11 protein-coding genes are annotated in these 14,192 nt (G+C 43.9%); 4 read left to right on the top strand and 7 right to left on the bottom strand.

Annotation, left to right across the window (positions count from 1 at the left end; translation table 11 throughout):
* Nucleotides 1-14 precede the first annotated feature (14 nt).
* Nucleotides 15-755: an oxygen-insensitive NADPH nitroreductase gene (nfsA, locus tag SALWKB2_RS06725; RefSeq protein ID WP_096766258.1), complete on the top strand. Its 741-nt coding sequence runs from the start codon at nt 15-17 to the stop codon at nt 753-755.
* A 73-nt stretch (nt 756-828) separates the two neighbouring features.
* Here the strand turns inward: nfsA and SALWKB2_RS06720 are convergent, their stop codons facing one another.
* Genes SALWKB2_RS06720 through SALWKB2_RS06710 form a run of 3 tightly spaced genes read right to left on the bottom strand, consistent with a single transcriptional unit; the run spans nt 829 to nt 4,682 of the window.
* Complete coding sequence (locus SALWKB2_RS06720; protein WP_025330908.1) at nt 829-1,992, bottom strand: SGNH/GDSL hydrolase family protein; 1,164 nt, start codon at nt 1,990-1,992, stop codon at nt 829-831.
* Nucleotides 1,982-3,190, bottom strand: a complete 1,209-nt coding sequence (locus SALWKB2_RS06715; protein ID WP_025330907.1) for an SGNH/GDSL hydrolase family protein — start codon at nt 3,188-3,190, stop codon at nt 1,982-1,984. The genes SALWKB2_RS06720 and SALWKB2_RS06715 overlap by 11 nt, the downstream gene beginning before the upstream one ends.
* Nucleotides 3,177-4,682 (bottom strand): MBOAT family O-acyltransferase, encoded by a 1,506-nt coding sequence (locus SALWKB2_RS06710; protein ID WP_025330906.1) that lies wholly within the window; start codon nt 4,680-4,682, stop codon nt 3,177-3,179. The genes SALWKB2_RS06715 and SALWKB2_RS06710 overlap by 14 nt, the downstream gene beginning before the upstream one ends.
* Before the next feature lie 697 nt (nt 4,683-5,379).
* Between SALWKB2_RS06710 and SALWKB2_RS06705 the strand changes: the two genes are divergently transcribed.
* From SALWKB2_RS06705 to SALWKB2_RS06695, 3 genes are read left to right on the top strand one after another with little or no spacing between them, the layout of a single operon-like run.
* Nucleotides 5,380-6,375 (top strand): cation diffusion facilitator family transporter, encoded by a 996-nt coding sequence (locus SALWKB2_RS06705; RefSeq protein ID WP_025330905.1) that lies wholly within the window; start codon nt 5,380-5,382, stop codon nt 6,373-6,375.
* A gap of 44 nt (nt 6,376-6,419) precedes the next feature.
* A complete protein-coding gene (locus SALWKB2_RS06700) occupies nt 6,420-7,073 on the top strand; it encodes an HAD family hydrolase (protein ID WP_025330904.1) in 654 nt (217 codons plus the stop codon).
* A gap of 25 nt (nt 7,074-7,098) precedes the next feature.
* Nucleotides 7,099-7,797 carry an aspartate/glutamate racemase family protein gene (locus SALWKB2_RS06695; RefSeq protein WP_025330903.1) on the top strand — a complete coding sequence of 233 codons (699 nt, stop codon included), beginning with the start codon at nt 7,099-7,101 and terminating at the stop codon, nt 7,795-7,797.
* Nucleotides 7,798-7,867: 70 nt separating this feature from the next.
* Here the strand turns inward: SALWKB2_RS06695 and SALWKB2_RS06690 are convergent, their stop codons facing one another.
* The 4 genes from SALWKB2_RS06690 to SALWKB2_RS06675 all read right to left on the bottom strand — a co-directional run bounded on the left by SALWKB2_RS06690 (nt 7,868) and on the right by SALWKB2_RS06675 (nt 14,148).
* A complete protein-coding gene (locus tag SALWKB2_RS06690; RefSeq protein WP_180297657.1) occupies nt 7,868-8,752 on the bottom strand; it encodes an NAD(P)H-hydrate dehydratase in 885 nt (294 codons plus the stop codon).
* 23 nt (nt 8,753-8,775) lie between these two features.
* On the bottom strand, nt 8,776-11,340 hold the full coding sequence (glnD, locus tag SALWKB2_RS06685) for a [protein-PII] uridylyltransferase (protein ID WP_080690453.1): 2,565 nt from the start codon (nt 11,338-11,340) through the stop codon (nt 8,776-8,778).
* A gap of 2 nt (nt 11,341-11,342) precedes the next feature.
* The gene (locus SALWKB2_RS06680) at nt 11,343-12,581 is read right to left on the bottom strand and encodes a multifunctional CCA addition/repair protein (RefSeq protein WP_025330900.1); all 1,239 of its coding nucleotides are present in this window, start codon (nt 12,579-12,581) and stop codon (nt 11,343-11,345) included.
* 253 nt (nt 12,582-12,834) lie between these two features.
* Nucleotides 12,835-14,148, bottom strand: a complete 1,314-nt coding sequence (locus SALWKB2_RS06675) for an SLC13 family permease (protein WP_025330899.1) — start codon at nt 14,146-14,148, stop codon at nt 12,835-12,837.
* Between the last annotated feature and the right edge of the window lie 44 nt (nt 14,149-14,192).

Here is a 14,192-nt window from a genome sequence, read left to right as displayed (position 1 = left end):
TATCAGGAATAATCATGAGTTACCACACCAATCTAAAGAGTGAAGCTACTTTACCGACTATTTACCGTCATCGCTCCATCCGTAAATTTACTGAAGAAGCTTTAACGGATGAGCAGCGTGAAGCGATCTGGGAAGCCGGTCGTGCTGCTTCTTCATCCAGTTTTATGCAGAGTACCCAGATTATTCGCGTCACAGATGCAGAAAAACGTGCGGCTTTATGTGAAGTTGCAGCCAATCAGAAATACGTACGTACTGCTGCAGAATTCTGGGTATTTTGTATTGATTACACAAAACACAGGCAGGCTTTTCCTGAAGCCCAGCTGGACTGGACTGAAGGATTAATTCTCGGTGCTGTGGATGCCGGTATCATGGCACAAAACTGTCTTCTGGCAGCTGAATCAATGGGCTTGGGCGGTGTGTATATTGGTTCTCTGCGTAATGATGTCGCCCGTGCGGCAGAAATACTGGCGTTGCCGCCATTAACTTTTCCGCTGTTCGGCATGTGTATCGGGCATCCGGCTCAGGATCCGATGTATCGTCCCCGTCTCCCTCTGGAAACACTGGTGAGTGAAAACCGCTATAAGGCACTTGATGCAGCCAAACTGGCTGCTTATGATGAACAGCTCACTGCTTATTATAAAGAGCGCAGTGGTCTGGATCTGAACTGGAGTAAGGCTGTGACTAACAATTTTTCTCAGCCTTTACGTCCGCAGATTCTGCCATTTTTGCATCAGCAGGGGCTGGCGAAACGTTAAACAGACTGAATAAAAAATAACCGGTTTTGCAGGATAATTACCCGCAGAACCGGTTTTTTATTTAAATGTAGAATTACTGCTGCTGACGCATGGATAAAATACTTTCACCCAGTGCCTGACCAAGGCGCTGATAACCTTTTGAGGTAAAGTGAACACCATCATTGCGGGCCAGTCCCTGATTAATCCATGGTTTCATACTGCATTCACCACCCATTACTGCTTGCCAGTCCCAGAAAAATACCTGCTGGCTTTGTGCCACTTCTTTTTGCATTTCCTGTAATTCAGTGAGTTTTTCCGGTCGTACGCCGCATGAGCCGGCTGTACTTTTCAGACTTTCCGGTGCGCCAAGAATCATAATGGCGCTGTTGGGAGAGGCTGCACGAATGCGGTTAATAGTTTCAATCAGATTTTGTTTAACGGTTTCAATCTCAACTCCGTTATAGGCTTCGTTGGTACCGTAGGCAAGAATAATCAGGTCGGGAGCAATAACATTCAACTCCTGCTGCCATGCCTGAGTATTCCAGCGTTGCCACTGAGTAAGCTGCGCACCATTAATCCCCAGAGCAGAAAATACCACACCCTGACGGTTTTGATTACGTACCCACCAGCCTCCTATGGCTGTCTGAAAATTCATACCTGCGGTAACGGTAATCGGAAAACGTGCGTTAAACTGACTGAAATGCCATTGATTATCTTTGGGTTGTGCGCCAAGAACAATCTGTTTACCGTTACTGTCGGTAATCGTTAAATCTTCATCATTTGGTCCCTGACGGATAGTGACGGTAACTGTTTGTTCGGCTTCGGGCTCTCCGCGTGTTCTGATGGTCATTACTGACCCCACGGAAGGAACAGCTACCAAACCGCCAAGTGCATAATTCTGGCTGGTATCGGTACGGCTGGAAATAGCCTGCCAGCCCTGATTCTGGTAGGTAAAACGCGCCAGACGTAAACCCGGAAACTGAGTCGGCATAGCCCAGCCGGGACCGCCATTGCCTAATTGCTGCTGTAAGTACACACGGGCAGCGTCAGTAAGGTAATCCGCTGCTGTATGTGAATCACCGATTTGCACTATATTGATACTTTTTTTCTGTAATGCCTGGGCAATCTGTGCGGCATGATTATTCTGCGAAGATGCTGATACCTGTTTGCGGGCAGATTGTGCCGGAGCCGGATCCGCTGAGCAGGCCATAATGAAAAGGCAGCAGCCCAGAATGGCAAGATGCTTTTTACTGTACATTTGTTGTATCGTTATCCGTAATTTGTGCTGGCAGATTGAAGCGGTTAAAAATATTTCTGGCAATAATTTTTTGCCCAGAAAGTGTGAAATGAATCCCGTCTGAACTTCGGGTTTTAATTTTCTTTCCATCAGCTTGTGTTACCGTATCATAAAATTGATCACCATTACTACCCAGCATTGCACGGGTATCTACGACATATCCATGATTTTTGCTTACTTCATCGGCAGTAATCTGACGCAGATAAATCATTTGTTCATTCAGTTTTTGCTTTCTCATATCCGGCGGAGTCAGCCACAAAACGGTGACCTGATGCTGTCGGGCGCTATCCATAATGGTTTTGATGTGGCTGCGGTAAATACTTTCCCATTGAGGAGATGCGAAGCTGACAAATCTGCTGCCGTTATGCGGATCAGGAATATCCCATGGATCATTCGGTCCGAGAAACATAACCAATATTTTGATATGCGGATTATTATCCAGCGTATTTGCAATAGTCTGCGGCCAGTTAAAGAAGCCCGGATAGGTTAATCCGGTACTCTGTTTGCTCAGGTTGATACTTTTAATACCATAAACATCACTGAGCCATTTTTGCACATGCGGTGCCACCCCCTGCATTAATGAATCACCGGCAAAAAACACTTCATCAGTAGCTGTAAGCGTAAAGGCTGCCTTCATATCATTTTCTATTGCTGCTTTTTTCTGGGCTAACCGATGCTGTTCCTGTGCAAGTTTTAGTTGTTGCTGCAATTTGGCTTTATAGCTGTCCGTATAGGCGTAATTATCATTAAAAGCAGTGATGGTGCTGAGGTTAGCAGACTTGATAGACTGATTAAGCTGGCTGACACCGTTATTAAGTGCTTCACCAGCATGGCTGCCTGTTTGCCACCATGCATACTGTTTTAGTTTCGTTAAAATACTGTTGCTATGGTAAGTTTGCTGATAATAGGCGATGATTGAGTTTTGCATCAGCCATAATGCAATACCGGCAGTAATGATGAAAACAAGCAGTACAAAACGAAATTGCTGTTTATTGCTTTTCTTCGGCTGCTCTTTGGTTTCTGTTTCTTCACTCTCAACAACAATAGGCATTGTTGTAATGGTTTTTACACTAACTACAGGTACTTCCTCAACATGAGGATACTTTTTTTTCTGTTTATTGTGGTAAGAAGGCACGCGGCGGTATTTAGAAGTTGGCATAAATGAATCCCGGAATACCTGTTGGCGCGCAAATTAATACCAGAACCACTAACAGTAATAAAGGAAGAATCAGACGGTATCGTGGCAGAGAATCCGCGCGCTTGTATAACATATTGGTAAATTTTGCCAGAAATGGATACAGTATCCATGCCAGCAATAACAAACTAAAAAAATAAAACGGATTGGTACTCAGAGGTACATTGATATTGTTGTAAAACAGTGCGTGTAACAAAAGCAGAGCATCATTAAGTGTAGGTGCGCGGAAAAAAATAAAACAAAAACATACAAAATGTACAGTCACAACTATGCTGATAATTTTAGCTGGCCGGCTGCTTTTACTCAAACCGTCGCGAGCTTTATTGAATTCACAATGACGCAGACGACTGTACAGCCAGTCGCCCAGATTAAGCAAGATCATCCCGGCTGCATGCAATAAGCCCCAGATTAAAAAATGCCAGCCTGTCCCGTGCCAGATTCCGGATAATGCCATGGCTATCAGCAGGTTAAGCTGGGTGCGCGCCATTCCATGTCGACCGCCGCCCAACGGGATATAAATATAATCCCGTATCCAGGTTGATAAGCTGATGTGCCAGCGCAGCCAGAATTCGCGGATATTATGTGCCAGTAATGGTGCGCGGAAATTTACCGGAAGGCGAAATCCCAGTAGCAGCCCAATCGCTATCATCAGGTCACTGTAACCGGAAAAATTAAAAAACAGCTGAACAGTATAGCCATATATGGCAGCCAGTATTTCCAGACTATGATATTGCATGGGATTAGCAAATACCGGATCTACCCAGTTGTCGGCAATCCAGCCGGACAGCCACCAGTTTTTCATTAAAGCCATTACAATCAGACACAATGCCAGAGTAGGTGCCAGAATTCTGCGGGGTTGCGGAGTATAGATTTGTGTTGCCATGCCGCAGGGCTGTTTATATATATCCGTTAACCCGCGTGCATCGTAGGCGCGTGCAATCGGGCCTGCAGTAATAGTAGGGAAAAAAGCCAGATGCAGAGCCAGACCCGGTAATGTAAAAACTTTACCGGCAGGCTGATTGTGGCATCGCTCCTGATAAAGCGAAACCAGATAGCTGATGGCCTGAAATGAGTAGTAGGACAGTCCAAGCGGTAATATGATACCCGACAGCCAGTCGGAACTCAGTTTCAAACTATCCAGGCCATAGCTGACAGACGTACGGAAAAAATCAAAATATTTCCATAATGCCAGATTCAGAATAGTGCATATGATTGCAGTTATCAGCCATATTCTGGGTTTAGCGGCATGAACTATTCGTACAGATGTGGCATAAATAAATACCGTGAATAGCAGTAATGCAATTAGTGCCTGTATTTTTCCGCACAAATAAACAATCAGATAACTGGTGCACAGTAAAAGCAGATTTTGCAGTTTCGGTTTGCTGCCCAATAGCCAGTAAAGACAGAAAAAGGCAATAAATGAAAGGCCGAATTCAATAGATATAAAACTAAACATGAAACAGATAAACAGTCAGAAAGTAGTGATTGTTAAACCATGCCAAACATAAATAATAAGAAAAGCAACAGTTGAGAATCAGTTAATTCATGTTTTTGCTTAAATCCGGATTATTTCCGGCAGCTAATATATGCATACAATATTCGTTTTGTAAAAGCATATAATCAATCAATGATCCGGTATTATGAATAAGCTTGCAAAAAATCTCACATTACCAGAATAAACAAGTATTCTCAGTGTGAATGAAAACTACATATTCATAAAATATAAACACTTCAAACCGGAATATGTATTCTTTTCGCTTAATCTGAATTGGCTGTCAATTCTCAAGTCTATTAATGATTCAGTAGCTCACTGAACATGACTTGTACAAACAAGTATTTTACCTTGATATGTGAAACAATGTAAGGAAATTAATAAATAAAAATTTATTATTTAAATAATAAACATATTAAAAATATTTACTGCTTTTGCTGATATCGATATTTGTCAGCACAAAGCCTGAGTAAACACCGGCAAAATTTCTGTGTTTTCTGCTATTATCAACTTACGTAAAAATTTATTGCCGGTATGTATAAATATTAACTATGGATTCCAGAATGTTCTGAGCTGAAATCTGCTGATATTCACATTTGACTTTTACCATATGTCAGGGTTTAACGTATTAATGGTATCAGACAATATTTAAAGGAATACTATGCACGAACATAACCATACACATGAGCATGAACATGAACATGATGAAGCTCATCATCACCATCACCATCATCATCTTGGTGCACACAGTGCAGATAAAAAAGTTTTAAGTATTTCACTGCTGATTATCGGTGCATATATGGTGGTAGAGATTATTGGTGGTTGGTTAACCAATAGTCTGGCACTGCTGTCGGATGCTGGTCATATGTTTTCGGATGCACTGGCGCTGGCATTGTCGTTAATCGCATTTCACCTGAGTGAGCGGCCGGTAAACGGTCGGCAGACCTTTGGTTATAAACGCTTTGAAATTATTGCGGCGGCAGTAAATGGTCTGGCGCTAATGGTAATTGCAGTTATGATTGTTTATGAAGCCATAGGTCGTTTTGTTAATCCGCCGGATATCGCTACCCGGGGCATGCTGGTTATCAGTACGATTGGTTTGCTGGTAAATATTATTATTGCCTGGTATATGCACAGCAGTAGTGAGACAGAACATAATGTAAACATGCGCGGAGCGTTTCTACACGTACTGGGTGATTTACTCGGTTCTGTGGGTGCTATTGCCGCAGCTGTACTGATGATGCTGTTTGGCTGGCGCTGGGCTGACCCGGTAGCAAGTATAGTGGTAGCCTGCCTGATTGCTTACAGTGGAATCGGAATCCTGAAAACCACTTTGCGTATTCTGATGGAAGGCACACCGGATGCAATTGAGCTGGAACAGCTGGGCAGAGTGATTCAGGATATGCCGGGAATTAAAGCTGTACATGATTTACATGCCTGGACCATTACCAGCAATATGAATGCTTTGTCCTGCCATATTGTTGTTGATGGTACATTAACGATAACGGAAGCAGAGAAACTGGTTAATGAACTGGCAGAAGTATTGCTCAGACATGATATACATCATGTTACGGTACAGACAGAAAGCGCAGCCCATAAACACAGCAATAATCTTTTATGCTGTATCCCTTCTGTTGCCGGTCAGCATGTTCATTAATACAATATAATCAGATTATCAGACCATATTTCAGGTAGAAAATCATGATTAAAGCTGTGTTATTTGATCTGGACGGTACCCTGGCCGATACGGCGCCGGACTTAGGGATAGCCCTTAATAATGTGCTGCAAAAGCAGAATTTACCGCCTAAAACTATGGCAGAGATTCGTCCGGTTGCCAGCCATGGCGCAGCAGGACTGATTAAACTCGGTACAGGTATGCAGCCTGATAATCCTGCGTTTGCAGCTTTGAGGCAGGATTTTATGGCTGAGTATGAACTGCATTTTACTGATCAGACCGTTTTATTTGGCGGCATCAATGAGTTATTAGAAAAACTGGCTGAACAGAATATAATCTGGGGGATTATTACCAATAAGCCGCATGTTTTTACTGACCGTCTGGTACCAAAGCTCGGATGCAGTATTGAACCGGCTGTAATCGTAAGCGGAGATACCACCAGTGCGCCGAAACCCAGTACCGAACCCATGTTCTATGCCTGCCGTCACATTGGCGTAGCTCCCGAAAATTGCCTGTATATCGGTGATGCAGAGCGTGATATGCAGGCAGGACGCAATGCCGGCATGATTACAGTGCTGGCGAACTGGGGATATATCGGTGCAGAAGATAACATATCGCAATGGCCAGCCGATTATATTGTTGAGCAGCCAAAAGAAATTCTTCAACTATTAAATAAATAATTTTTTAAACGAATAAGGGGAAAACATGAAAACCATTGGTTTGCTCGGTGGCATGAGCTGGGAAAGTTCTGCTGAATATTACCGCATGATTAATGAACAAGTACGTGAGCGTCTTGGTGGTACGCATTCAGCCCGCAGCATCATGTTATCTGTTGATTTTGCTGAAATCGAAGCTTTGCAGCATCAGGGACGATGGGATGAACTGGCTGAAAATATGTGTACAGCAGCACGTCAGCTGGAGCAGGGCGGAGCACAGTGTATTGTAATTTGTACCAATACCATGCATCGTATGGCTGAACAGGTACAGAATAGTATAACAATACCTTTGCTGCATATCGCTGATGCAACGGCTAAGCAAATTTGTAGCCAGAAACTGCAAAAAGTTGGCTTACTGGGTACCGAATTCACCATGAAGCAGGATTTTTATAAAGGCCGGCTTACAGAAAAATTCGGTTTAGAGGTATTGATTCCTGACGATAAAGATTGTCAGACAGTACATAAAATTATTTATGAAGAGCTGGTATCAGGTATCATACGTGAAGAATCACGCCAGCAGTACCGGCAGATTATCCGGCGTCTGGCTGATAAGGGTGCTCAAGCCATCATTCTTGGCTGTACCGAAATTATGTTACTGGTTTCGCAGGATGACAGTCCGGTACCGGTATTTGATACTACGGCAATTCATGCTACTGCAGCAGTAGACTGGGCTTTAACAGATAAATAATGCAGTTTCCGAAATATAAAAGCGGATAAGCTGATAAAACAGATGGCTATCTAACCATCTGTTTTGTTTTTCAGACAGATTCAGTTAAACGGTTGCGCAGCCAGCGTGCAGCTGTAGCTATTTCACCGGCACATAAACCTATAGGGCCGGTATCATTGGCAGCAAGAATATCTGCCGCAGCACCATGTAACCATACTCCGGCTGATACTGCCTGCTCCGGTGGGATTTGCTGAGCCAGCAAACTGCCGATTATGCCAGCTAAGACATCACCGCTACCTGCTGTTGCCAGTCCCGGATTGCCGGTTTCATTTTGCTGTATCTGGCCGTGAGGTGAAACAACCAGACTCTGATGACCTTTTAAAACTATCCATGTTGAATATTTTTGCGCCAGCTGGCGTGCGGCCTGATAACGGTTATTCTGAATTTCATTAATACTGCATTGCAGTAAGCGTGCAGCTTCTCCCGGATGCGGCGTTAAAACAACATTTTGATTATTTTGCCTGCCAGTCAGTAAAGCAGGCTGCTGAGCAAGTAAATTCAGTGCATCGGCATCGACTACCATCATATGCTTCTGTTGCAGACATTCAGTCAGTGTTGCCAGTGCCGTAGTTGAGGTACTCAGACCACAGCCAATCACCCATGCGGTAATATCGGAACGGTGTAAAAGTCGCTCGGCGGTATTTAACATAATTTCTGGCTGCTGGCTTAGTATTGGCATTGGTAATGCCGGTTGCTGAAAACCAAGCCATACTTTACCGCAGCCACAATGCAGTGCAGCTATTCCGGCCAGAATAATCGAACCGGCCATGCCTTCTGAACCACCCAGAATACCCAGCGTGCCAAACGTACCCTTATGGCTCTGAGATGGACGCTGCTGACACAATGCAGGAAACTGTCTGTTTGCCTGCCGTTGCCACTGGCTGAGAATATTTTTATCAATCTGAAAACTGTTCATTATCTGTTTCCCGTTATCACTGCTTAGCGCAGTAATTGATCCAGAAGGGCATTTTTAAGCTGCAATTGCTGTTGAGTATCGGCCAGTTGAGGCGCATATACCAGAAAACTGTCTTCTACCCGTTCATCCAGAGTAGTGATTTTGGCAAAGCGAATACTGATATTTAAATCGGATAAAACAGCAGCAATGTTGGCAAGTAAAAAACGCCGGTTTGCTGTAATAATGTGCAGGCTGTACCAGCCGGGATTATCTTCTTCATCAATACTGATTCGCGGTGCAATCGGAATATGACGGCTACGCCGGCTCAGACTGGCCGGATTACTCGCAGACATCGGCAATTTACCATTTACAAACTGATTAAGCGCCAGCTCGGTTTTATTCTGAATGGTGAGATAATCATTCGGGTTGAGATTCGGCGGAAATTGCAGAATAAAAGTATCCAGAATAAAGTTGTGTTCGGTGATATAGGCACGGGCAGTCAGAATGTTCATCCCTGCTTCACTGAAAACCGAAGCCAGCTCAGTGAAGAGTTTCGGGCGGTTAGGCATATAAACCATCACCTTCAGGGTATCATTATCTGGTAGCATCTGGCTGTGCGCCTGAGCCTGCTGTTCGTAATTAATAATTTTTGATAAATGCCATAAAATATCCTGCCACTCATGGCGGGCAAAATAAGCCTGACCGAGAATATGCCACAATTGGCGCTGCTGTGATTCGCTGATGTGATATTGATTTAATTCATGCATTGCCTGCTGCCGGCGGTCAAGAATAGTCGTGTGCCGGTTGCTTTGTTTACCATTGAGCTGATGCAGCGTGGCTTTATATAAATTTTCCAGCAAACTGGCTTTCCATGAATTCCAGATTTTCGGATTGGTGCCCCGGATATCTGCTACGGTCAGCAGATATAAAGCAGTGAGCCGTTCAACAGTTTTAACCTGTTTGCTGAATCGGGTAATCACTTCAGGGTCCTGAATATCTTCTTTCTGCGCTGTCATAGACATCAGCAGATGCTGTTCTACCAGCCACGCCAGTAAATCGCTTTCTTCACTATCCAGAAAATGATCTTCGGCAAAGGAGCGGGCATCGGCCACGCCTTTTTGTGCATGGTCACCACCACGGCCTTTAGCAATATCATGAAACAGTGCAGCCATATACAAAATATGTTTGCGTGCAAAAGTATGCATTAATGTTGCGGCAAAAGGCAGTTCATGGCTATGCTGTTCCATGGCCAGACGCCGCATATTGCGTACAACCATTAAAATATGATCATCTACCGGATAAATATGAAATAAATCATGTTGCAGCAGACCGACTATTTTTCCCCATGCCGGCAAATACCGGCCGAGCACACCATACAGATTAATAAAGCGCAATAAATGAGTCAGACCCTCTCCGTGTTTGAAGAATCCGGCAAAGCATTCGCGATTTGCCGGATTCTGATAAAACTCTTCATTCACTAGCTGGTGTGCAGCCGCCCACCATACTCGCAGGGTTTTTGGTGCCAGACCAATTATGTCATTGTGTTCCTGAGCAACACGTAAAATGGTAAATATATGCTCAGGCTGTTGCGAGAAAAGTTCAAGATTATGCACCGCCAGCATATTACCTACCTGATAATAATGCTGATCCAGATTAACCACCACACGCGGCAGAGAAGCGTAAACACGGTCGCGCAGCATAGGTACCAGAATACCACTGAGTTGTTTCACGCCTTTTAGTGCACGATAAAAATCATGCATTAGTTTTTCACTGGCCCGGGAATTTGCATCATTGCGATAACCAAGATTCTGTGCTACCTGAGTTTGTAAATCAAAAATCAATCTGTCTTCAGCCCGTCTGGCAGTCAGATGCAGCTCAATACGGATTCTGGCCAGCTGTTTCTGGCAGCTCAGTAACAGCCTGGCTTCAGTTCGGTTCAGAATAGCATTTTTCATCAGCTGATGAATCTGAGGAGGTAATCCCTGAACTTTTGCCAGCCACAATAAAGTATGAATATCGCGTAAACCGCCCTGAGTAGTTTTTACATTGGCTTCCAGCAGACTGGCTTCACCGGCCGCTTTGGTATAACGTTGCCGCTGTTCCAGTATTTTACCTTCGATAAAAGCAGCCACATCCCGCTGTAAATCAAGCTGATGAATCAATTCAGCAGCCAGATCCTGCCGGCCGCATAAATACCGGCTTTCCAGTAAGGCTGAATCACCCGTTAAATCAACCCGGGCACTTTCACATAACTCATTAATTGTTCCCACCTTAGGGGCGGGCTGTAAATGGATATCCCATAATATTTGAACAAAAGCACCAATTTTCTGCTGAATATCGTCATCAATCGGATTTCTGCTGACAATAGCAATATCCATATCCGAATACGGATACATTTCGCCGCGTCCGAATCCACCTATTGCCAGCAGACACATTTCTTCTTCGGCAAACAACTCCTGCCACAGTGTAGACAGCACATCAGCAATTACTCCGGTATGCTGGCGAAAATAGACAAACGGATGCCTGCGTTGCCGGTATATTTCTGCCGCTTGTTGTTTGTGCTTGTGTAGCTTGTCCGACAACTGAGTAATAAGTGCTGAAGATGACATAATTAATAGCCGTGTAGTTGAGATTGACAATATGCATTTTGTATCGGGCGAATCTGATTCAGCCTTGCCTGATCGATTGCCTGAGCTATCTGCTGCGGTTCAGCCACTGTCCGGGCAATTGATGCTGCATCAATTGCCATTGCCGCAGACTGTAAATTTAGCCAGTGCTGTTGCTGAGGATATGGCTGATGTTCAAATCTGAGGCGTCCGCGTATATCAGCGAGGCATACACGCAAAATCTGCCTAAATCGATCCGGACGGCGCAATGCATCGGTTTTTTTCAGAATATCCAGTGTCGTTTTGGGTTTAAGCTGACTGACACTATGTAACCTGATATGATATTCACATACCAGTAATGCCAATTGCGCACAGGCTTTGGGTACCTGCCAGCGCCGGTTTACCGCTTCTACAGGTTCTATTCCGGCATAATCATGTCCGGGGTGGCGTGGTAATTTATTTGCCGGAGTCAGTGCTTTGCCCAGATCATGAGTGAGAGCAGCATAACGTTCTTCCAGTGAATAATCATTTTCAGCAGCATACTGCAGACACAGTAAAGTATGCTCACCGGTATCTATTTCAGGGTGGAAATCAGCGCGTTGCGGTACGCCGAATAACGCATCAACCTCTGGTAAAATTACTTTCAGCGCACCGCAGGCACGTAAAACGTCTATCATCAGCCGCGGATTCTTTTCCATCAGCCCTTTAGCCAGTTCCTGCCATACCCGTTCGGCAACCAGAGCATTTACTTCACCATTATTTACCATCTGGCACATCAGTGCCATAGTTTCATCGGCTACTTTAAATCCATAACGCGCGGCAAAACGGGCAATGCGCAAGATACGTACCGGGTCTTCTGCAAAAGCAGGGCTGACATGACGTAATATACCGCAGCGTAAATCAGCCAGCCCGTTATACGGATCAATCAGATTACCCGATGCATCTTCGGCCATAGCATTAATAGTTAAATCGCGTCGTTGTAAATCCTGCTCCAGCGTCACATCTGCCGCTGCATGAAAAGTAAAACCATTGTAACCGGCAGATACTTTACGTTCGGTACGCGCGAGCGCATATTCTTCATGAGTTTGCGGATGCAGAAATACCGGAAAATCCTTGCCTACGGGCTGATACCCAGCTTCCAGCATTTTTTTTGCATCTGCGCCAACCACTACCCAGTCGCGGTCGACCACCGGACGCTGCAGATACTTATCTCTTACTGCGCCACCAACCAAATAAATTTGCATAGAAATATAAAAAAGTATTAACAGAAAACAGATGATTATTGTGCCGTAGTCCAATCAGCTTGTTAACTGGTTTTTTGCAAACAGACTAGCTGTCTGTTCCGTCAGCCAGCATTAATAAGTAAAACAGCCTTTGGAAAAAAGCAGGCTGAATCCAAATCATCTTAAAGAATATTTAACAGGTAGATAAATATCTGCTGTGCAGAAATATAAAACGCTCTGCTTTAAAGCAGAGCGTTTTTAAATAATATTGATATTACATCATCAGAGCCGGAACAATCATAGCTAGTCCGGGAAAAAACGGTACTGTAGCAAAGGCAATAATCAATAAACGTTTGAACATCATTTCCTGCTGTTTTTCTTCGGTCACACTTACCACCAGAGTACCGGCAATATGAATCGGATTAACGACACTGAGCATAGCTGGTGCCGCACAGGCAGTCAGAATCAAAGAGATTTGCGGAGAATCGCCAAAAATCGTAAATACCATCGGAATCATCAAGCTGATAACACCTAAAGTAGAGGACTCCACATTACTCAGGAACGTAGTCAGGTAAGCGAGCATAAACAATAAAGCAATTTTACTGCTGGTCATACTGAGCAGACCTTGTTCTACCGCTTTCATTGTATTTACCTGCATCATGGTACCGATGAAAATCAGCAGACCACTAATAACCACTACAGCATTCCATGGGATTTTTTTCACAAAATCTTTACTTTGCTGCGTAAAAAACAGCATCATAATTACTGCCAGCGTCAGAGCAGTCAGACCGACATTGGCTTTAGCAAATATCACTAATATCAGAAAAATCAATACAGCAATAGTAGAACAGATTGCATAAAATGGCTGTAACTGATGGTTATCACCATTTTCCTGTTTAATTGGTTTTAGCAGTACAAAGCCTTTTTCAGGCGCTTTAGAATCACTTGTTTCGACTACTCTTTTATCCTGAAATACAATTTGCAGGGCAATAACCAGCACAAAACTGATTAACATTCCCAGAAACCAGACCAGCCACGGACTATACTCAACATGTGCTTTTTTTGCTGCATCCAGAATAACCTGACCAGTAGGATTAATAGGTGAAAGTGCACCGGTATTGGCACCAATAATTGCTGCCATTTCACAGATGAAAAATAATCTGGGATGTTTTCTGCCTAAAGCAGCAATAACCGGAACCAGCAACGTTATCGATGCCGTAGAAAAGGCACCGGCTGTCGAAATCGCAAATCCGATAAAATAGCCAATCCAAGGAACAATATTAGTGCGATGCCCCATTTTTGCGTAAATCTGATCTGTAAACCAGCTTAAGCCACCGCTTTTTTCCAGATGAGCAAAAAGTAAGGACACACCGATTAACAGCGTTACAATGGCTCCGGGAAAATGGCTGAGTACATCCTTGCTGCTCAAGACTGTATTTGTATCAGAACCATCAGCAATTGCAGTTGTCGCCATAACCATTATCGCCGCAGCACTAAATCCTAAAAGACCAATATTGACGTGTCGCCATACTGCCAGAACCAAAATCACAACCAATAATATAAGCGATAAAATTTGTGGTAAGTTCATAAAGTGTCCTGAATGGTTATTGTTTCAGAATGAATATGCTGAAA

Origin of the sequence: Snodgrassella alvi wkB2 (assembly GCF_000600005.1) — a bacterium.
GTDB classification, from domain to species: domain Bacteria; phylum Pseudomonadota; class Gammaproteobacteria; order Burkholderiales; family Neisseriaceae; genus Snodgrassella; species Snodgrassella alvi.
Note: the sequence above shows the minus strand (reverse complement) of the source record. Positions and strands in the feature narration are given on the sequence as shown.